The sequence below is a fragment of the Burkholderia sp. 9120 genome (genome assembly GCF_000745015.1).
Classification (GTDB): Bacteria; Pseudomonadota; Gammaproteobacteria; order Burkholderiales; family Burkholderiaceae; genus Paraburkholderia.
On record NZ_JQNA01000002.1, the window covers coordinates 1,841,399 to 1,859,715 of the forward strand.

16 protein-coding genes and 4 pseudogenes are annotated in these 18,317 nt (G+C 58.2%); 6 read left to right on the top strand and 14 right to left on the bottom strand.

The window, feature by feature from the left end; genetic code table 11:
- Positions 1 to 10 precede the first annotated feature (10 nt).
- Genes FA94_RS38020 through FA94_RS16455 form a run of 4 tightly spaced genes read right to left on the bottom strand, consistent with a single transcriptional unit; the run spans position 11 to position 3,612 of the window.
- Positions 11 to 364 carry a cation-transporting P-type ATPase gene (locus FA94_RS38020; RefSeq protein ID WP_081935958.1) on the bottom strand — a complete coding sequence of 118 codons (354 nt, stop codon included), beginning with the start codon at positions 362 to 364 and terminating at the stop codon, positions 11 to 13.
- On the bottom strand, positions 361 to 1,338 hold the full coding sequence (locus tag FA94_RS16445) for a carbamate kinase (protein WP_051980609.1): 978 nt from the start codon (positions 1,336 to 1,338) through the stop codon (positions 361 to 363). The genes FA94_RS38020 and FA94_RS16445 overlap by 4 nt, the downstream gene beginning before the upstream one ends.
- A gap of 11 nt (positions 1,339 to 1,349) precedes the next feature.
- Positions 1,350 to 2,354 (bottom strand): ornithine carbamoyltransferase, encoded by a 1,005-nt coding sequence (locus FA94_RS16450; RefSeq protein ID WP_035553056.1) that lies wholly within the window; start codon positions 2,352 to 2,354, stop codon positions 1,350 to 1,352.
- A 31-nt stretch (positions 2,355 to 2,385) separates the two neighbouring features.
- Entirely contained in the window at positions 2,386 to 3,612 is a 1,227-nt protein-coding gene (locus FA94_RS16455) for an arginine deiminase (RefSeq protein WP_035553059.1), read from the bottom strand.
- Between the two features lie 2 nt (positions 3,613 to 3,614).
- Between FA94_RS16455 and FA94_RS16460 the strand changes: the two genes are divergently transcribed.
- The gene (locus tag FA94_RS16460) at positions 3,615 to 3,986 is read left to right on the top strand and encodes a hypothetical protein (RefSeq protein ID WP_035553061.1); all 372 of its coding nucleotides are present in this window, start codon (positions 3,615 to 3,617) and stop codon (positions 3,984 to 3,986) included.
- A 108-nt stretch (positions 3,987 to 4,094) separates the two neighbouring features.
- Here FA94_RS16460 and FA94_RS16465 read toward each other — a convergent pair whose 3' ends face one another.
- Both FA94_RS16465 and FA94_RS38665 read right to left on the bottom strand, forming a co-directional pair.
- Positions 4,095 to 4,445: a hypothetical protein gene (locus FA94_RS16465; protein WP_231584973.1), complete on the bottom strand. Its 351-nt coding sequence runs from the start codon at positions 4,443 to 4,445 to the stop codon at positions 4,095 to 4,097.
- A gap of 117 nt (positions 4,446 to 4,562) precedes the next feature.
- Complete coding sequence (locus FA94_RS38665) at positions 4,563 to 4,925, bottom strand: hypothetical protein (RefSeq protein ID WP_231584974.1); 363 nt, start codon at positions 4,923 to 4,925, stop codon at positions 4,563 to 4,565.
- A gap of 680 nt (positions 4,926 to 5,605) precedes the next feature.
- Here FA94_RS38665 and FA94_RS39460 point away from each other — a divergent pair.
- Together FA94_RS39460 and FA94_RS39465 are read left to right on the top strand one after the other, a co-directional pair.
- A pseudogene (locus tag FA94_RS39460) lies at positions 5,606 to 6,193 on the top strand (ABC transporter ATP-binding protein); the annotation flags it as partial.
- Positions 6,194 to 6,595: pseudogene (locus tag FA94_RS39465) on the top strand (FtsX-like permease family protein); the annotation flags it as partial.
- Positions 6,596 to 6,696: 101 nt separating this feature from the next.
- Here FA94_RS39465 and FA94_RS16485 read toward each other — a convergent pair.
- Together FA94_RS16485 and FA94_RS16490 are read right to left on the bottom strand one after the other, a co-directional pair.
- On the bottom strand, positions 6,697 to 9,006 hold the full coding sequence (locus FA94_RS16485; RefSeq protein WP_035553063.1) for a glycoside hydrolase family 65 protein: 2,310 nt from the start codon (positions 9,004 to 9,006) through the stop codon (positions 6,697 to 6,699).
- Positions 8,993 to 9,745 (bottom strand): HAD family hydrolase, encoded by a 753-nt coding sequence (locus FA94_RS16490; RefSeq protein ID WP_035553066.1) that lies wholly within the window; start codon positions 9,743 to 9,745, stop codon positions 8,993 to 8,995. Before FA94_RS16490 ends, FA94_RS16485 begins: the two co-directional genes overlap by 14 nt.
- A gap of 435 nt (positions 9,746 to 10,180) precedes the next feature.
- Between FA94_RS16490 and FA94_RS16495 the strand changes: the two genes are divergently transcribed.
- Positions 10,181 to 10,837: a BON domain-containing protein gene (locus FA94_RS16495; RefSeq protein WP_035553069.1), complete on the top strand. Its 657-nt coding sequence runs from the start codon at positions 10,181 to 10,183 to the stop codon at positions 10,835 to 10,837.
- A 22-nt stretch (positions 10,838 to 10,859) separates the two neighbouring features.
- Here the strand turns inward: FA94_RS16495 and FA94_RS39470 are convergent, their stop codons facing one another.
- The 3 genes from FA94_RS39470 to FA94_RS16510 all read right to left on the bottom strand — a co-directional run bounded on the left by FA94_RS39470 (position 10,860) and on the right by FA94_RS16510 (position 14,303).
- Positions 10,860 to 12,062 (bottom strand): L,D-transpeptidase, encoded by a 1,203-nt coding sequence (locus FA94_RS39470; protein WP_231584975.1) that lies wholly within the window; start codon positions 12,060 to 12,062, stop codon positions 10,860 to 10,862.
- Between the two features lie 470 nt (positions 12,063 to 12,532).
- Positions 12,533 to 13,402 (bottom strand): slipin family protein, encoded by an 870-nt coding sequence (locus FA94_RS16505; RefSeq protein WP_035553071.1) that lies wholly within the window; start codon positions 13,400 to 13,402, stop codon positions 12,533 to 12,535.
- 73 nt (positions 13,403 to 13,475) lie between these two features.
- Positions 13,476 to 14,303 (bottom strand): PRC-barrel domain-containing protein, encoded by an 828-nt coding sequence (locus FA94_RS16510; protein ID WP_035553073.1) that lies wholly within the window; start codon positions 14,301 to 14,303, stop codon positions 13,476 to 13,478.
- Positions 14,304 to 14,786: 483 nt separating this feature from the next.
- Here FA94_RS16510 and FA94_RS16515 point away from each other — a divergent pair, with 483 nt between their 5' ends.
- Complete coding sequence (locus tag FA94_RS16515; RefSeq protein ID WP_035553076.1) at positions 14,787 to 15,074, top strand: hypothetical protein; 288 nt, start codon at positions 14,787 to 14,789, stop codon at positions 15,072 to 15,074.
- A 422-nt stretch (positions 15,075 to 15,496) separates the two neighbouring features.
- Here FA94_RS16515 and gnd read toward each other — a convergent pair whose 3' ends face one another.
- Positions 15,497 to 16,534 (bottom strand): phosphogluconate dehydrogenase (NAD(+)-dependent, decarboxylating), encoded by a 1,038-nt coding sequence (gene gnd / locus FA94_RS16520; protein ID WP_035553079.1) that lies wholly within the window; start codon positions 16,532 to 16,534, stop codon positions 15,497 to 15,499.
- 216 nt (positions 16,535 to 16,750) lie between these two features.
- Here gnd and FA94_RS16525 point away from each other — a divergent pair.
- A pseudogene (locus tag FA94_RS16525) lies at positions 16,751 to 17,164 on the top strand (ABC transporter permease); the annotation flags it as partial.
- Positions 17,165 to 17,438: 274 nt separating this feature from the next.
- Here the strand turns inward: FA94_RS16525 and FA94_RS39895 are convergent.
- Both FA94_RS39895 and FA94_RS16535 read right to left on the bottom strand, forming a co-directional pair.
- On the bottom strand, positions 17,439 to 17,705 hold the full coding sequence (locus tag FA94_RS39895; RefSeq protein ID WP_051980611.1) for a BON domain-containing protein: 267 nt from the start codon (positions 17,703 to 17,705) through the stop codon (positions 17,439 to 17,441).
- A gap of 135 nt (positions 17,706 to 17,840) precedes the next feature.
- Positions 17,841 to 18,263, bottom strand: a pseudogene (locus tag FA94_RS16535) (IS5/IS1182 family transposase); the annotation flags it as partial.
- Positions 18,264 to 18,317 lie beyond the last annotated feature (54 nt).

Here is an 18,317-nt window from a genome sequence, read left to right on the forward strand (position 1 = left end):
CATCGACTGACTAGGCGATATTCAGTTGTCGGCAGATGGGAATCTTGAGCGCGTTCAGCGCGACCAGGATCGAGGCGAGCCAGGCAGTAAGCACCTGCAGCCCGGCGACGATACCCTCCTCGACGTACTTGCCAGGCACCAACTGAAGAACGATCGCAGCTTCGAGCGTCCATGGCACGAGAGACCGAAATTTCGCGATTGCCGTGCGCAAGGGATGCACCGACGTGTCAGATATGGCGTTCGGGCCGGACTTGGCGAGTCGCTGGCGAGCTTCACTGGAGCTTAGACCGCCTGGTGCGGGTGCGTTGGAGACGGCCGCCTTATCAGCTGCCGGCGCGGGTGTTGCCAGGGCCGTGTCGCTCATGAGATCGGCTCCGGAGTCTCATTGCTGCGTACATCGATATCTCCTGGCCCTTCTTCGAGCTGCGCCTGACCCAATCGTATCGAGGTGCCGGCGGTGCCGGCGACCATCTTTCCGATGTCATCGAGTGAACCAATGACCGCGCGATTGCGCGTACGTATGGCGAACTCACAGGCCGCTTCCACCTTGGGTCCCATCGAACCAGCCGCAAAAGCCAGCTTGCCTAGCGCGTCAGGACTCGCGCGGCGAACCGGCCGCTGTGACACTGTGCCCCAATCAAGGTAGAGACCTCGCACATCCGTTGCGATGACAAACAGATCCGCTTCGATCTCTCTCGCGAGCAGCGCCGCGCTACGATCTTTGTCGATGACCGCTTCCACGCCCCGATAGCTCCCGCTCGCCCCGGCGACGACCGGAATGCCTCCGCCCCCCGCGCAGATCACGATCGACCCATGCGCGAGCAACCATCGCACAGGCTGGATCTGAAGGATGCGCACGGGCTTGGGACTCGCAACCACGCGCCGGTATGCCGGACCATCCAGCGCCATCGTCCAGCCTTTCTCACGCGTGGCCGTATTCGCATCAGCCTGACTGTACATCGCGCCGATCGGCTTGTCGGGCAGCGCGAAAGCGGGATCATTGGGATTCACTTCGACCATGGTCAGCATGCTGGTACAAACGCGCTGGCCCAGCAAACTGTTGCGCAACTCGAGTTCTAACAGATAGCCGACCAGACCTTCTGTCTCAGCATCCAGTACGTCGAGCGGGAAGCGTTCGTCTTCCGGCATGCTCATGCCTTGCGACGCCAACAGCCCCACCTGAGGGCCATTGCCATGGACGATCACGAGGCTGTTGCCGCTTGCGATTTCCGCCAGTTGTGCGGCCGCGCGCCGCACGTTTTCGCGCTGAGCCTCGACGCTCGGATGTTCCCCGCGTCTGAGCAAAGCATTTCCACCAAGTGCGACTACAATGCGCATCTCAACCTCCGTTATCCGTCAAGCGTTGCGACCAGAATCGCCTTGATCGTATGCAGCCGGTTTTCCGCCTGCTCGAACACGATCGAAGCCTCGGACTCAAACACCTGATCGGTCACCTCCACACCGCTCGCAAGCTCATACTCATCAGCTATCTTCTTGCCCAACTCTGTTTGCGTGTCGTGAAACGCGGGCAGACAATGCATGAACTTGACGCGCGGATTGCCGGTAGCGGCAAGCAGCGCAGCATTGACCTGATACGGCAGCAATTCCTTGATGCGTTCACCCCATTTCTCGAACGGCTCGCCCATTGAGACCCAGACGTCGGTGTAAATGAAATCGACACCCTTGACCGCGTCATAAGGCCGATCGGTCAACATCAGGCGCGCGCCGGTTGTGGCCGCGATGGCGCGGCATTGCGTAACCAGTTCATCCTGAGGCCATAGGTGACGCGGCGCACAGAGCCGCACGTCCATACCAAGCTTCGTGCCGACGATCATCAGCGAGTTGCCGGTGTTGTTGTGCGCGTCGCCGACGTAAGCGTAGGCCACCTCATGCAAAGGTTTATCGCTGAACTCATGCATCGTGAGCATGTCGGCGAGCATCTGGGTTGGATGAAACTCGTCCGTCAAACCGTTGTAGACCGGCACGCCGGCGAACTTCGCGAGTTCTTCGACGACATCCTGACCGAAGCCGCGGTATTCGATTGCGTCGAACATTCGGCCGAGCACGCGCGCGGTGTCCTTGATCGACTCCTTATGACCGATCTGGGAGCCGCTTGAATCCAGGTACGTCACGTGCGCGCCCTGATCGTGCGCGGCCACCTCAAACGCACAGCGGGTACGCGTCGACGTCTTCTCGAAGATCAGCGCGATGTTCTTGCCGCTCAGACGCTGGCTTTCATTTCCCGCATACTTCGCCCGTTTCAGATCGCGCGACAGATCCAGCAGAAAGTGGATCTGTCGCGGCGTATATTCCATCAGCGTCAGGTAGCTTCGATTGTGTACGTTGAACATGATTGAGTCCGTAGTTGGGCAGGCGGCCCAAGGCTTAAAGTTCGACGGGATCGCGTGCGACCGGGCAACTCAGACAATGCGTACCGCCGCGGCCTCGCCCAAGTTCGCCGCCCGGGACTTCGATCACGTTGACGCCAGCATCCCGCATTTTCTGATTGGTGTAGGTATTGCGGTCGTAGGCAAGGACGACCCGGCGGTCGAGCGCGAGTACGTTGTTGCCGTCGTCCCATTGCTCACGCTCGGCTGCGTAAGTGTCCCCGCCGGTCGTCAGGACTCGCAGCGTGTGCACGCCGAGCGCGCCGGCCACCACTTGCAGGAAGGTCTGTTCATGACGTTCATAGCGAACTTCGCCCGGCACATCGCCCGGATAGAGACTGGTGCAACGAATGCGGTCTGCTATCTCCGGATAGATGCTGACAAGATCGATATCCAGAAACGAAAATATCGTGTCCAGATGCATCGACGTCCGCATCTTTGCCAGTTGACATGCAATCAGCCGCCGCGCGCCGTTAGCAGCGAACAGCCGGCGCGCTAATTGGGTCACGGCTTGAGGACTGGAGCGCTCGCCCATTCCCATGAGCACGACGCCCTGTCCGATCGACATGACATCGCCACCTTCGAGCGTTTCAGCGCCGTAATGATGTTGCGGGTCGTCACCCCACCACATGTTGGCCACACCTGAAAAACGCGGGTGAAAATGGTAAATGGCATCGAGCAGCAATCCCTCTTTTCTACGTGCGGGCCAGAACATCGGGGAAAGCACGAGCCCATCGTAGATCCACGCGCTGGGATCTCGCTGAAAGATCAGGTTGACGAGCGGTTGAATGACGAAATCGGAAGCTTCGAGATATCCGCCGAAGAGACCGCGCGCATCAAACGGCAATTCGGCCTTCGCCACGCCGCCAACAAGCAACTCGGCCAGCCGTTCCGGACGCATCTCCGCGAGCCACTTACGCAGCTCCCGCAACATGCCGGTCCCGACTTCTGCCTCGACGATGCGACGGTCCAGAATCCAGTCGCGCGCGACGCGATTGGCGCACACATCGGTCAGCAAATCCCCGAATTCCAGAACCTCGATGGCTCGCTCACGCATCGCCGCTGTGAAGTACGCGTGATCTTCGATCGCCCGATCGACCCAGATCACGTCGTCGAACAGCAATGACCCGCAATTCGCAGGCGTAAGCCGTCGGTGCGCCAGTCCGGGGCGGCACACCATCACGGTGCGAAGCTTGCCGACTTCAGAATGAACGCCTAAGGCCATGGGTGCTACTCCTTACGATCGATACGCCTGGCGCCGTCACGGCGGACCCGCGCCGCGAATATTTCGCAGGGCTTCTCTATAAGCACGATGCGACCTTAAGCAAAACGAGTCGGTACGGTGCCGTACCGGGACAGGTGCCCGAGCCCGCCCTGCCGAGAGCAGCGACAGCCAAATCGTTCGAGCACGACCGGATGCCGGCCGGTGGGGTCGGTCTCACCAGGTTTGTCGCCCAGAACATGGATGATCGACTGGGTGTCATCACATCGCGCGCCGGGCGCTTGGTCTTGTCGACGCGTGACGAACGAGGCAGACATCGCATCAAGGGCGAATTCGTCCTTGAAAGCGACGAAGGCATTGTTGTGGCGTGTGATTGACGCCTTGCAGACGGCCCTCAATATCCTTTGCTATCGGCGGTGGCGAGCGGACCGCCGCGATGAATCCAGGCATTCTCGGAAACATCCTCCGGGTATGCCATGACCCTGCTACGAATCCAGCATTGCGCCCAACTGTGCGTAATGCTTTCTTTCCTTCGATGCGCCAGCGTCGTCGTCCGCACGCAAGGCCGCGTTGGCTGCAACGAGCAGGGCCGCATCCTGTTGGCGCAACGCTTTATCGACCGCATCAAATGTTTTCAGCAAGCTTTTGCGCCCTGCCTTCGTCCCACCTCTGCTTTTCGTTACAGCATCACTCTCCTTCCTGAGGCGCCTGACGAGTTTCGCGGCGCAGCGGCTGTCCAGCAGATGGTCGATCACCAGTGTCTTGATGTGACTGGACATCTCGGACAGCGCCGACTCGCTAGTTTGAGTCGTACCGTTCGATGCGTCTGACTTCATCCTGGCCATCATCATTCTCCAAAGTCGATCCAGTCGTTGGATCATAGGCCGCAGGCACATTTCGGAAAAGGCTCGGAAACTACCTGAGCTGCGAGGACGGCCAAAGCGTCCAATCGTTTACGACGCGACAGCAACTGCTTGCGCGTTGCTGCACTGTTTCGCATAACCTTTCGCTGCTTCATTGCTGTGAAAAGCAGCACGTACCGCAAGATCGAGCGCCAGCTTCGCCTCGCGGGCGGCCTCACCGATCTTGCTCTTCTGGAAATTTCCCGCGACCTGGCTCAAATGCCGGCAAGCCTCTTCATGCAGGTCCGCCGCTGCGGTGTGATGTTCCGCGCAGCTCAAGCCGATGTTCGTGTTTCCCTCCGACTCGGTAGCGGCATGGCGCAAGTTTGATGAGGGTGTATCCGGTACATCCTTGCGCGCAGCATGACCCGCGTAGTAGACGTTGACGGCGAGCTCGATTTCGAGAGCCTGCAACGCATGTCCGTGTGCGATCAACGCCTGGTGCGCCGCGTGAGCAAAGTCTTTTCCTGCTTCGAAGTGTCTCGACGCCTCGCGGTGAAATCGTGCCGCCTGTTCGTGGTGCGGTTGCGCGGACAGATGATGAGAGCCGTCTTGTGAATTCGCGGTCACGATGCTTACCCCCGGGATTGTTTGCGTTCCGTATGAGGATGATTCATCTCGCGGCGTCGCGCTAGCGTCGGAAACTACTCACGGGCGTGGCGTCAATAGCCGCTTCAGTTGGCCCCCCGACGCCCGTTCCGATGCCGCAGACGCAATCATGCAACTCGCGTGGTACGGGACCGTACCGACATCCACAGCTAACACCTTCACTATGGCTGTCGGGAAAGTCGGTCATACCATGCTGCACAAGGGCAGCGTCGCCATACCGGGAATTGCTGACACGATCCTCACTGTATTCGGGACCCGCGTCCGTCGATCAGTACAAGGATAAAAACGATGAATCCGCTCACCTTGTTTCTCCTTAGCGCGTTGCTTCTCGCACTTCACGACGGTTGGCAATGTGTCCGTCGCGGAGCCGTCACATTAGTCCAGGTGAATGTGATTCATCAAGTGTTGTGAACGTAAGGTAAAGACGGCATTGATCACGCGTACACCAGATCCGTCTCACGCGGGATCCCCTCAGACCACGAAACATGAGGCCATTTGCCGCGAAAGGACTCGCGGAATGGTTCGGGGAAGGCGCTACGCGGATAACTGCGATGAACGGTGTGGACTTTGTGGCCCACTTCGGCGAAGTGCTTTTCATCGTCGGACCCTCCGGCATCTTGCGGCCCAACGCGGGAGCGGCGGGCGTAAATGGAGACGACATCTGGACGCTGACCAATAGCCAACTGGCGGATTTCCGTCTGAACAGAAGCGGCTTCTTTTTCCAAGAACACCACCTCTTTCCCAGACTGACGAGCGCCGAGAATGTCGCGATTCCTTTGATCCTGAAGCATCTCGAATGGAACGAGCCGACTGTCGCGGCGAATAAATATCTCCAGTTTATCGGTCTGAAAGACCGCAGCGAAATCTTGCAGGTCAAGCTCTCGGGCGGCGAGCAGCAGCGCGTAGCCATGCGCGCGCCGTCGTGAGTGGGCCGCAGATCCTGATACTCGACGAGCCGACCGGATCGCCGGACGGCGATACCGGAAGAATGATCATCGCCTTCGTCAAGGAGAATGTGCTCAAAGGGTCGCTGCATCGTCATCGCCCCCCATGACGCACGCATCGCCGAGCACTACACCTACCAGACGGGCATCGGCACTAGCATCCTGTTGATGACAGTGATCAGCTTCATCGTCGGACTATCGATTTCCGGGCAGACCTTTTACACCTTTATCCTCGAGAATCTGGATAAATTCGGTGCGCTGAAGGCTATCGGCGCAAAGGGCCGAGAGTTGGTCTACATGATCCTTTTCATGGCGACCTTTACGGCATTGACCGGCTACGGGCTCGGCATCGGACTGGTCACACTGGTGCTCTCGATCGCCAAGGCTTTGCTCCCTAACTACGCGGCGATTACGACATTCTGGAACCTGGCGTTGTCGTTCGGCATGGTCATGCTGATCGCGGGCGTGTCGAGTTACATTGGCGTACGCAAGGTCCTGAAGATCGAGCGATTCGATATTTTCAGAGGCTAGTACCCGAACGGGGCCAGCCGCCGTCGCGCAAAGAATCCTGGTCAGTGATGCGGGTACTGTTCGGTATCTCTTTCCAACGTGCAATCCAATATCATCGCTAGTTAAGAGACCGCGTCGGCGAGCGTTTTGATCTTTACCTGAAGAGGCGCCACGCGACTAAGTGTGAACATCTCTCCATTGACCAGAATCTTCATTGGGTCACCCGCTTCCATGGCGATGTGAACAATCGCAGTCGGTTCCGATATCCTGATCTTCAGACAACGACTGCGCCACTGCACCGTAAAGGAAAGGCTCTTCCACGCCGCAGGCAACATCGGGGCCAGCGCCAGATGGTCGCTACCAAACGATAGGCCAGCGAAACCAAGGACCGCCATCATCCAGATGCCACCGAGACTTGCAATGTGCACGCCACCTTCCATGGCCGCGTGCCTGTCGTCGAGATCGATGGCCGAGGTCTTGCGAAAGAAATCGAGCGCGGTCTCAGCGTCACCGAGTCTGGCCGCGACTATGCCGTGCGTGGCGCGGCTCAGAGAGCTGCCATGGCCGCACCGCGACGCGTAATATTCGAAGTTCCTTGCGGCGGCGCCGCCAGGAAACTCCGCCGGCAGCAGCGCCAACAGGGCTACCACATCTGCCTGCTTGACAACCTGGGATCGCTGGGTACGCTCGCGGCCAAGTACGACGTCGATTGGGACTGAACGGCCCGCATAGGCAGCAACATCAATGTCTTCGAGGGTGAAAAATCCCGCAAACTGCTCGAACAGACCGGTGTTCGAATCGAAGCCCGTGGCGATCGCCTCTGCAACCTCACCCCAACGCTGTAGTTCAGCCTCATCGAGTTTCAGTTGACCTGACAGGCGTCGCCAACTCTCCGGCCAGCGCTCACGCAGTAATGCAGCAGTTTCAATGGCGCGCCGAATATTCCAACGTGCCATCACGTTAGTAAAGGCGTTGTCGTCGATCGACTCGTGATATTCATCAGGTCCGATCACGCCACGAATATGACAATGGCCATCCGATTCCATCGTCGCGCGGCTTGCCCAGAAGCGGGCGGTCTCCAGAAGAATCTCGGCGCCGGCCTCGCGCAGGAACGCATCATCTCCGGTGATATGCCAGTATTGCCAGACGGCGTACGCAATGTCCGCGCTGATATGTTGTTCCTGCTTGCCGCAGTTGACATCCACAAGCTTTCGATCAGGGCCGACGACTTGAGAGGGGCACGTCTCCACACCGGTATCGGCCGATTCCCAGGCATACAACGCACCCTGCCAGCCCATTGCCGCTGCTTTCGCGCGTGCTCCGCCGAGCGTATGAAAGCGATACATCAACAATGCTCGTGCTGCCTGAGGCCACGTCAACGTGTAGAACGGCAGCAGATATATTTCCGTGTCCCAGAAGACGTGCCCGTGGTAGTCGTCGCCCGTCAGCGCCCTCGCAGCGATCGAAACATGTTCGTCGGCGGGATTGGCAGCGCTGTTCAGGTGGTACAACGCGAATCGCAAAGCCCGTTGTGCGACCGGATCGCCCTCAACCTCGACGTCGCTGCATGCCCAGCGGGTCTCCCAGGCCCGCTCATGCGCCGCTACGACGGCTGGCCAACCCAGAATCTGCGCAGACTCCAGGGCTTCCTGTGCCCCACGAGCAGGATCGATATCATTCTTGCCAGCGCGCGTCATGGCCACCGTCCGCGCGAGACATATAACCTGCCCCGGGCTCGACGTCCACTTCCACGACCATTGCGACAGGCCGCATACGGTAGAAGGAACAAGCCGCCGGTCAATTTGCAGGGATACTGCAGTGGCGATCGCGAGGCGTGTACCGGAGGATTCCGCGCGCCATACGCTGAGACCGTGTTCCGCCCGGTCCGACAATAGACCGATATCCACCGCATCGATCGACGCTTCCAGTGTGACCTCAATCCCGCCTTGTTCGATCTCCAGCACGATGATCTGCATTCCAATCGCTCGCTGGCCTAAAGAAGCAATATGGAAACTCCGCAATTTAACGCCTGAAGCAGAAGCATTCGACAGGCACCCCTTGCCTATAACCGCGCCCCGTCGCATGTCGAGGATCCTCTCCTGCCCCGTTGCGTCGTCGATGTGGTGTATCAGAGGTTCCCCTTGCAGCAGAATCCGGACCTTCATCCAGTCGGGCGCTAAGGCGAGTCTCGGGATGTCTGGGTCTTCACCGGCTATATCGAACAGTCCGGCTACGAGTGTGCGCGAGTTGGCTACCCACCGACCGCCACGGTGTATCGCCCGCGCGCCGCGCACGCCCAGGAAGCCGTTACTGATTGCGAAGCGCGCGGCGTGGCTACGCTCAAGCAAAGAGTCATAGCCTTCTTCCAGCGCGATCCAGCTCGAATCGGCGGTTGGGCGCATCACCTGATCTAACTGTTCAGGACTTTTCATAGATCCGCCGGTAAAGCCTTCCACGAGACAGTTGATCGAGATCGATCTCGTCCAGACTGCTCACGACCAGATTGGCGCCCGCCGCCCAGAGCGACTTCGCGTCATCCAGCCGGGCGACCCCAAGTGCTGCCATTCCGCCCGCGCGGGCGGCCTCGATACCAGCCGGCGCATCCTCGACCACGACGCAGTTCTCGGGCGCTGCCGGCAACTCCGCGGCAGCGAGCAGGAATATCGCCGGATCCGGCTTGCCGGCAGGCAAATCCCGGCCGCAGACATTGGCGCCAAATACGTCGAAGAGGTTGTGGTGGTCATCAAGCCGGATGCGTCGCATCATGTCGTTAGCGTTCTTCGACGATGACGCGACGGCAATCGGAAAGCCGAGTGCCCTCACAGCATTCACGAAACGAAGCGCGTCTGCAAAAGCCGACACGGCGCCGGTGCCGATGAGCACCTCCAACCGCCTTTGCTTGCTCTCTGCATAGGCTTCAGCACGTTGCGCGGCGTTCGGCACCCCTAGCGCTTGCAGCGCTGCGAGCGCGCCACTCAGTCGCGGCTTTCCGGCCACCTGGGACTGGTACATCGCCGTGGTGAATTTCGCCTCATCGGCGAAGCCCTTGAGTGCTTCGCGCCAGGCACGTTCGTGAGGGGACGCGAGCAGCACGCCGTCGACATCAAAAATGCCGGCGGACAACGTGTCGTGGGGGGGCGGCGTGGGGGCGCGGGCTTGGCGACCTGTCATAGCATGGCATCTGTCCAAAATGATGGCGGGCGGGCGCAATCAACCGGGTGTAACTAACCTTGACTCCGAAAATCGAGTTACGTCTGGATGCACAGTAGCCGACAGACGCCCGACACAACAGGCTCGGAAAACACTCAAGCCGTCCAGTTCGCGGTTTGCTCAATAACTGAACGATTGGCGGGAGTCCGTTCCGCGTGGATGGGAAGCATCCGATCCACGCCGGCGGGCCAGATGCCTAAGCGCGGAGACCTGAGTAGTTTCCGACTCTGTCGCGCTAACGTGAGCCGTCCTACCATCATAAAAATAGAAACAGTTGCTTCTTCAGCGTCAGCGCAGGCTTGCGCAGAGGATGCGCCGGAGGTGCCTTTTTTCACGCCCTGAATGCGCTCAACGTTCTCGGTTCATCATCCCTTCATCAATTTTCGAGGAGACATCATGGCAGTCATCTATGACGACACCAAGCTGCAACAGGCCGTCCTTGCAGAGCTTGCATGGGAGCCGAGTGTAACGGCTGCTCATATCGGTGTGACCGCAGTCTCTGGCGTTGTTACGCTAACCGGTCACGTCGAGAGCTTCGCGGAGAAACATGCGGCGGAAACGGCCGCCGCCCGCGTGAAGGGAGTCGAGGCAGTAGCCGAAGAAATTGAGGTCCGACTGGGTTTCGACTCACAGCGCAGCGATAACGATATCGCGGCAGCAGTGGTCAATCGACTTGACTGGGACGTCGCCGTACCAAGGGATGCAATCAAGGTGAAGGTCGAAAACGGCTGGATCACCCTGAGCGGAGAGGTAGACTGGAATTTCCAGAGACAGGCAGCCGTCCAGGACGTACGCAGACTGCTGGGGGTCGTCGGTGTGTCAAATCAGATCGCGATCAAAGCCGGGGTCGATGTTTTGCAGGTGCGCGGAAACCTCATGCACGCCCTTTATCGCTCCTGGTCCGACCCACAGAACATCACGGTAACCGCGGACGGTGGAACAGTGCGGCTGACCGGCACTGCCCGAACGCCGCATGATCGCAACCTTGCCGCGATGACCGCGTGGTCGACACCCGGGGCAACCGCGGTGGTGAATGACATTACGATCGCATAGCAACTGACCCGCTTGCGTAACTTCAGTCCGCGGTATTCCCGTGGGCGGGAAATTGCGAGCGGGCCTTTCCGCCTGGCAGCGGTGACCACCCCGGCCGCGCACTCTGAGCTGAATCGATGATCACCAGATAATGTCCGGCCCATGGCGTCGGAGTGCGTCTGGGCTTCAATATCCACAGCGATTGGCCCGCTGCCACCCGCGCTTCATAGTCCGCGTCAAGAATTCCGTGGTTGTCAAAGAAGACATTCAGCGCGGCTGGAATGCGAACACACCCCTTTGAATGACGAACGCCGAGGACGGGCTCCAGCTTGTCCGGATCCGTCGCGTGCATCTGGAACCGCATCTGGGACTTCCCGCCCTTTCCCCACCCTCGTTCGCCCTGGGCCCAGCCGAAATCGTAGATGCGCATATCACGAGCACCATAGCCCCGAATCTTGAATTCGTTGAGCGTCCCCTCCGAGCGAAAGTCCATATTCCGCGGCGTATGTTCGAACACGCCCAGAGGCGTGATGAAGTGATCGTAACTTCCAGGAAGACCAGTTGACACCGGCGTTGCTCCGAGCATCCGCCAGATGCCATCCGGCTTTGCCCGAAAGTAGATGAATAGCGCCTGCACGTTCTTGCTGCGATCGACAAGCACAACATACTCGTTTGCGATCGATCCAACGGAGTTTTGCTGCAGGGCCTGCTGCAACTTTGCGCCATAGAACAATTGTGCGGCTGCTGGGACGTTTAGCCGTCTTTCAACTTCCTTCGCGAAAGTCTTGCCCATTTCACTGGCGCCGGCGGGGTCGAGCGCTTGTGCCTGTGCCTCATTAGGCGCGACCAGGTCAGGCGTAGCGTCGACATTCGGATCGCCATCTGATTTAATCTGCCCTGGCTGCGCCGCGTCACCGGTTGAAGGGATAGATGATGCTGTACCTGCGCCGATACCGTCGTTCGACGAGTAGATATCGTCGGACGATATGGGTACGCGAGAATCGCGTAAAACCCAGCGCGTTCGCATTGCGTCGACTTTAAGAATCCATTTGGCCTTGTCACGCCTACTTCCGAACCCCTGTATGACGTGTTGCTGCTCACCGGTCGCCGCCACCGGACGCGCATTGGAAGCTTGCGCTGGATCAACACTGCTACTTGCGCGGTTCAATTGCACTGTTGCGGCTAGAACTGCAACCAGTGCTAAAGCTGCCGCGCCAATCCGATACGTCACTATGCCGTTTTTCACGTTGAATTTTCGCTATGTCGCCTGCCAGCACTCAAGTGACGTCATGAAGGGCACGGCCGTTTTATTTCAAACGATGCAATATTGGCCATCGTGGTTTTGGTGATTGCTACCAGTGCATCGCTCGCAAAGAAACCGTGACGGCAGTGGCTAAGACGTTCGGAAAGTCAGGAAGCGCTCGAAAACATTGTCGTCGATCACTTCGTATGAGATGACGGATCTCGCACTTCCGAAGAACACTCGCATACCTGAAGTCACGCGTTGTTGCTGCGCGACTTCACGCGCACCGGCGCGAGTACCGGCATGATCTGCCCGAGCGTGCCTGAGGATTGGTTCCGCAGTGTGATAGTACGGCGCCTGCGAGACATCATCCATTCAAGCAGGCACGTGCACACTCGCGTCGATGTCGAAAAATATTTGCGTTTCATCACGACTCCCTTCGAATCATCTAGATCTTGCTGTGAGGACTGACTTTAAGCGGCGGTCTTAAGCGGCGTGACGGGCGCACCTGCGAGATCATTTCCCGCGATCGCCAGTGCAAGCGCCGGATTCAGGCTATCAACCATCGACGTCGGCATCAGAATCGTCGCTCCGCGTTCTTTAGTCGTTTCGTAGATGATGTTCATGGCACGCAACTGGAGCGCACCGGGTTGCTTTTCATAAACTCTCGCAGCCTCAACGAAGTTCGCTGCGATTGCGGCTTCCGCAGAACCCAAAATGACGCGAGCCTGCTTTTCCCGCTCGGCCTGTGCCTGACGCGACATCGCGTCTTGCAAGGCAACCGGAATCGCCACGTCGCGGATTTCAACTGAGCCGACTGCGATACCCCACGCCGCTGTCTTGCCGCCGATCTCGTCTCGCAGATGAGCATCCGCAACGGTGCGATCCGACAGAAGCGTTGCCAACATCGAAGAGCCGATCAGTTCGCGTAGCGTCGTCTGGGCGACACGGTCGATTGCCTGACGGTAATCCGTGATGGATAGCGCGGCTTTCTGTGCATCGCAAACGTGCCAGAAAATGATCGCGTCGACGTTGACAGGCACCGTGTCCTTCGTCAGTGCCTGCTCCGCATTGAACGCGGTCGTCTGGATCCGTTCGTCGATGATGGCGACCACACTGTCCAGAACGGGAATGATCATGAAGAAGCCCGCGCCTCTTACGCTCTGCAATTTTCCGACGCGCAAGATCACGAACTTTTCCCAAACATTCGCTACCTTGACGGACATGACGACGAGAAAAGCAATGATAAAGAGCGGGATCCCAGCGTAGACATTCACCAATGCGCCAGTTGCAAGCCCGGCGAGTACGAAGACTGTGGAAATTAGCAGCGTGATTGGATTCATTACACTCTTCTTCGAAACAGACAGCGTGTTCAGGTGAACATTCTGCCGGATGCAACCCACACATCCGAGGGGGTTATCTCTCGCTTGCCGGCTCGAGTGGCGCGCTATCCTGGCTTTCTTCCGGCAGCCAATACTCATGTTGCCCGTAGTGTTTGTGTAGCCGCTCCTCGAAGGATCTATCGATCGGAAACTTGCCGCTGAATGCCGGACTGCTTTTTATTTCATCGCGCGTCAACTGCGTCGACACGGTCGATCCGATCCAATCTATATGGTTCAGCCAGCGGGTGGAAATCAACACTTCCTTGCCCCCTGGCCACCAGTTTCTCGTATCGACGATCAGGTATCGGATGACCCACGCAGCGTCGTCGAACACGAAGCCGTGAACATGGCCAATTCCGCCGTCCGCCGCCTCGATGCCATAGCCCTTGATTGCGCGGGTGCTGCGCAAATGGGTGTCTTCGGTGCGTGCGTCCTCTTCATGCTCAAGTCGCCGCATTCGCGCATCGATTTCGACGTCTGGTGCTGCACTCACGGACCCGAAGGACGGATAGGCGCCCATGCCCCACACGTAGGCACCACCCCAATACGGCGGATAGCCGTAATAGCCAAGGTAGTCGATCTCATGCTGGCGCGACACGGGCTTATGCGTATCGATGTCCGGACAGTCCTTGACCTGCTGACGAGTCACATTTACCTTGATCGTCCCGACATCCTGACTGTTCGACTCGAACGAGTAGGGTGAGATCAGGACACGATCTCTATCGAACCAGTGCCCTGTTTCGACGATCAGGTAACGGACGCCCCACGCCTCGTCGTCAAAATAGACCTCGTCGACGCTGCCGATTTCGCCATCACGCGCCATCACCGGGTTTCCGTAAAGGCTCTCAATGCTTCGCAACATAGTCGATGCTCCCTGCTCCGATTCAGCTAAAGCCCTTCCAATTGAAGATAGGCTCGAATGTCCGGCGATCCGCTTTGACGACGCAGACTGGTCAAAGTGAATACGCGACGGCTTCCTGTAACTCGATAGTAGAGATTTGGAGATCATGTCGATAGCGTCGGAAACTACTTAGCGACCCGCTACCAAAGCGTTGCGCTCTCGTCGCAAAGCGCTATCAGAGCGGGTCGGTCACGGCGCACACCGTTTCCTGATCTGATAAGGCCGGAAACTACGCAGCGGGAGCGGTTCGATGCCCGACCCTGGGTGCCCTACAACAGCGACAAACGGTCAATGGAGACTCACGACACTTGAACATGACAAAAATTCAAATTAGCCCGTTTTTCTGATCGATAGCGTACAGACTCGAAATCAAAAGCAGTACAAAATGTGTCGGATGAATGTCACTCGATACCGATTACGGCCGACGTTCCTGAGGGCACTGTCATGACTATTCCCACCACCCAATACAAAGGCTATGAGCTGCGCGCCTACACTCATCAAGCCTTCCCTCCTTTCGACGACCCTTATGCACAAGGTCCAAGGCGATTTTCCTCAGTCGTGCGCATTGACGCCAACCCACCAACCGATATCGAAGCGCGCCGCTTTTCGACCGTGTTCGACGGGGTACCCCCTTCCAACCCGGACGCAGCGATCGCTCTTGCGATGCAGTTCGGCAAAGATATCGTTGACGGCAAGGTGCAGGCAAAAGAACTGCCTGTGACAGTGTCGTGAACTCTGCCGCACGAGCCTTCTCAGGCTATTCACCGAGTTCAAGGGCCTGCCACGTGCTCGCGTCTAGCACGCCCTTGCAATTCAAGCCCGCGTGCTGCATGTCTCTTTACAGACCGTAACGCTCTCGCAGGCTGTCCCGGGTGCGCTGTCTCGCCGAGTTGGAACAAACGGCCAGCGGTGCCGGCTGGTGTCGGAACCGGTACAGCGAGACTCCGAACATCAATCCCATTCCTAACACGATTCCAATAATTGCGGAGGTCATATCTATTTCTCCGAGTTGATGTACAGCCGAGAAAGTGCTTGCGCTCGAGCATCTGGCACCCGGCGCCCGGCGCCCGGCACGTCGATTTTGTGGAGGGCAAGATAGTACACGCGCTATTCTGCGAAGAAGACGAGCACGTCCGACCGAGGCGCGAACATCTTCAGGCTCCGGCTTTCGGCGCTGATCTCTCGAGATGGCCTCCAAATTCATTGCGCATGGCTGACAATATTTTCGAAGCAAAGTCGGCGTCTCCTCGCGAGCTAAAGCGCTCAAAGAGTGCGGCGCTCAACACGGGAGCCGGTACGGCTTCATCAATAGCGGCCATGATCGTCCAGCGACCTTCGCCGGAGTCCGACACCCTGCCCTCATATTTCGCCAGCGCGGGATCGTCCTGAAGAGCGGCTGCGGTAAGGTCCAGCAACCAGGAACCGATGACGCTGCCTCGACGCCACACTTCGGCAATTTCGGGCAAATCAAGCGTGTATTGGTAATACTCCGGGTTTCGCAGCGGTGTCGTTTCAGCGTCGGCATCGCCTGTCCGCGTACCTGCGTTCGCGTTATGCAAGATATTCAGTCCCTCGGCATAGGCGGCCATGATCCCGTATTCAATGCCGTTATGAACCATCTTGACGAAATGGCCGGCGCCGTGCACGCCACAATGCAGGTAACCTTGGTCGGCGGTACGCTCGAGGCTGCCGTCCTTGCTTCTCCCTTGTGTGACGGGGACGTCACCCGCGCCCGGCGCGAGTGCCGCAAAGATTGGTGCAAGACGCTGCACGACGTTTTTTTCTCCGCCAATCATAAGGCAGTAGCCACGGTTGAGGCCAAATACGCCACCGCTCGTTCCTACATCGACGTGATGAATCTCTCGGGATCTCAGCTCAGCGCTACGGCGAATATCATCGCGGTAGTACGAATTCCCTCCATCGATCACGATGTCGCCTGAATCGAGCAGCGGCGTAAGTTTCGCCAGTTCCTGATCGACGACGGCAGCGGGTACCATCAGCCAGATTGCGCGCGGTTTGGTCAAACGGGAAACGAAGTTTTCCAGAGAGTCAGCGCCTACAGCACCGAGTGCCTGAAGTTCTTTCACTACGTCCTCGTGAGAGCCGTACACGACACATTCCTGATCTTTCTGCAGAAGGCGGCGCACCATATTGCTGCCCATGCGCCCAAGTCCAATCATTCCTACTTGCACAGTGAGTCTCCTTGGAGGTCTGTTGAGGCAACCGGGAGCGTTTCACCCGGATCCGTCTGACACTGTTTGTTCGGCGGACGTCCAATTGGAACGCTATCGTCCTTGATGATAGGCGTCGCCCGTTTGACTGGGCAGGTTCGGAAACTACTCATCTTCACGCTGTCGATGCATTACGTTCATGCAATTCGAAGGAAAACGAACCAGTCGCCTTTTGCAATGAAGGCCGGCGAACAGCTATCGGCCATGGAGATGATGGCGGTCGACCCGATCAAGGTCGTCATTGCGCCGCGGATGCCGGCAGGCGTAATCGCAATGCCGCTCCTCGCCGCCATTTTCAATGCCGTAGGCGTGATCGGTGGCTATATCGTCGGTGTTGTAATGATTGGCGTCGATTCCGGCGCTTTCTGGTCACAGATGCAAGGCGGCGTCGGTGTTTGGCGAGATGTCAGAAACGGTGTGGTAAAGAGTATCGTCTTTGGCTTTGCGGCGACCTTCATCTCCCTCTACCAGGGGTACGAAGCGCAACCGACCCCGGGAGGCGTGTCGAGTGCAACAATCAGAACGGTAGTCTATTCGTCACTTGCCCTGCTTGGCCTTGACTTTATGATGACTGCGCTGATGTTCAACTAACTCGGGCAAGCACTTCCGATCTACACAAACCATGCGATTCAGTCAGCGGAGTTGCCGTAAACGAGAAATTGCTATCTCGAAGTCGCGGAGATTCTCCTCTACCGTCTTGAGACAAGACAGTAACGATATCGGCGTACGGAGAGAACTTCGTCGATGTGAATGCTGCCCGGCAGGATGCGCGATGTTGATATGACATTGCGCAATCCAGCATACCTGCCGTTCTGGTCAAATGACCCGCCAACTGTGCCCATCAAGTTGGCGGCTACAGGCTTCTTCAGGCGACAGTAATCTTGTTATTGACAGAAGTGGTGCCAGGCGCGGCCCAGGCGGCGGCGCTCGCCTCCTCCCGTTCGTACCAGGACTCAACGCTACCGGTCAGATTCACTTTGCCACCCTGCGCGGTCACGGTGATTGAGGCGGGGTCAAACCTCGCCCGGTCCAATGCAACCAGGATGTTGTCCCGGATCTCCGATGTGTTAGGTCTCGGCTTGATGGTGATGTCGTTTGACAGGCCGACAACACCTAGGGAAGGTCTGCACAAGCCGCTTTCAGGGTACTAACCTTCTGCCACTCGGGCCGTATCAGCCATAAGAGTCTGCTGGCAGGTTGGTCGTCCGGTTCCTGAAGCGTGACAACCTTTGTCTACCGAGACTCGCGAGCTCAATCTCAAAGCAGTTCAAGCTATCCGCAAAGCCTTGCGTGCCATCCACAGGTTGCCCAGGGCAAACAATGTCGTGATCTGGGCCGTGTTCTTCATCAACCCTCGGTACCGGGTCTTCGTATAACCAAACTGCTGCTTGAGGATACGGAACGGATGTTCAACCTTGGCGCGGATGCCGGCCTTCAGGCGTTCAATCTGATCGAATACCGCGTCCAGACGATCGCTCAGGTCCAGTTTCCGACGCTTGCCCGGTCGCATCGCGACATGCCAGCGAACCGGGTTCCCCTGGCAGCGCTTCTCGATACCCTGATAGCCGGCGTCAGCGTACACATCCGTTTCCTTTCCGTGCAACAACGCTTCGGCCGCATTGATGTCGTGAACGTTGGCAGCTGTACCGATGACGGTGTGGACCAGCCCCGACTCAGCGTCTACGCCGATGTCGGGTAGCGGTGGCGCATTGCTGCGCCACCGCCCCCTAAGAACCGGACGTGC

Excerpts from the sequence above, each read along its gene's own strand:
- FA94_RS38020 (WP_081935958.1), bottom strand. The coding sequence starts at position 364 with ATGAGCGACACGGCCCTGGCAACACCCGCGCCGGCAGCTGATAAGGCG.
- FA94_RS16445 (WP_051980609.1), bottom strand. The coding sequence starts at position 1,338 with ATGCGCATTGTAGTCGCACTTGGTGGAAATGCTTTGCTCAGACGCGGG.
- FA94_RS16455 (WP_035553059.1), bottom strand. The coding sequence starts at position 3,612 with ATGGCCTTAGGCGTTCATTCTGAAGTCGGCAAGCTTCGCACCGTGATG.
- FA94_RS16465 (WP_231584973.1), bottom strand. The coding sequence starts at position 4,445 with ATGAAGTCAGACGCATCGAACGGTACGACTCAAACTAGCGAGTCGGCG.
- FA94_RS16485 (WP_035553063.1), bottom strand. The coding sequence starts at position 9,006 with ATGAAAAGTCCTGAACAGTTAGATCAGGTGATGCGCCCAACCGCCGAT.
- FA94_RS16490 (WP_035553066.1), bottom strand. The coding sequence starts at position 9,745 with ATGACAGGTCGCCAAGCCCGCGCCCCCACGCCGCCCCCCCACGACACG.
- FA94_RS16495 (WP_035553069.1), top strand. The coding sequence starts at position 10,181 with ATGGCAGTCATCTATGACGACACCAAGCTGCAACAGGCCGTCCTTGCA.
- FA94_RS16505 (WP_035553071.1), bottom strand. The coding sequence starts at position 13,402 with ATGAATCCAATCACGCTGCTAATTTCCACAGTCTTCGTACTCGCCGGG.
- FA94_RS16510 (WP_035553073.1), bottom strand. The coding sequence starts at position 14,303 with ATGTTGCGAAGCATTGAGAGCCTTTACGGAAACCCGGTGATGGCGCGT.
- FA94_RS16515 (WP_035553076.1), top strand. The coding sequence starts at position 14,787 with ATGACTATTCCCACCACCCAATACAAAGGCTATGAGCTGCGCGCCTAC.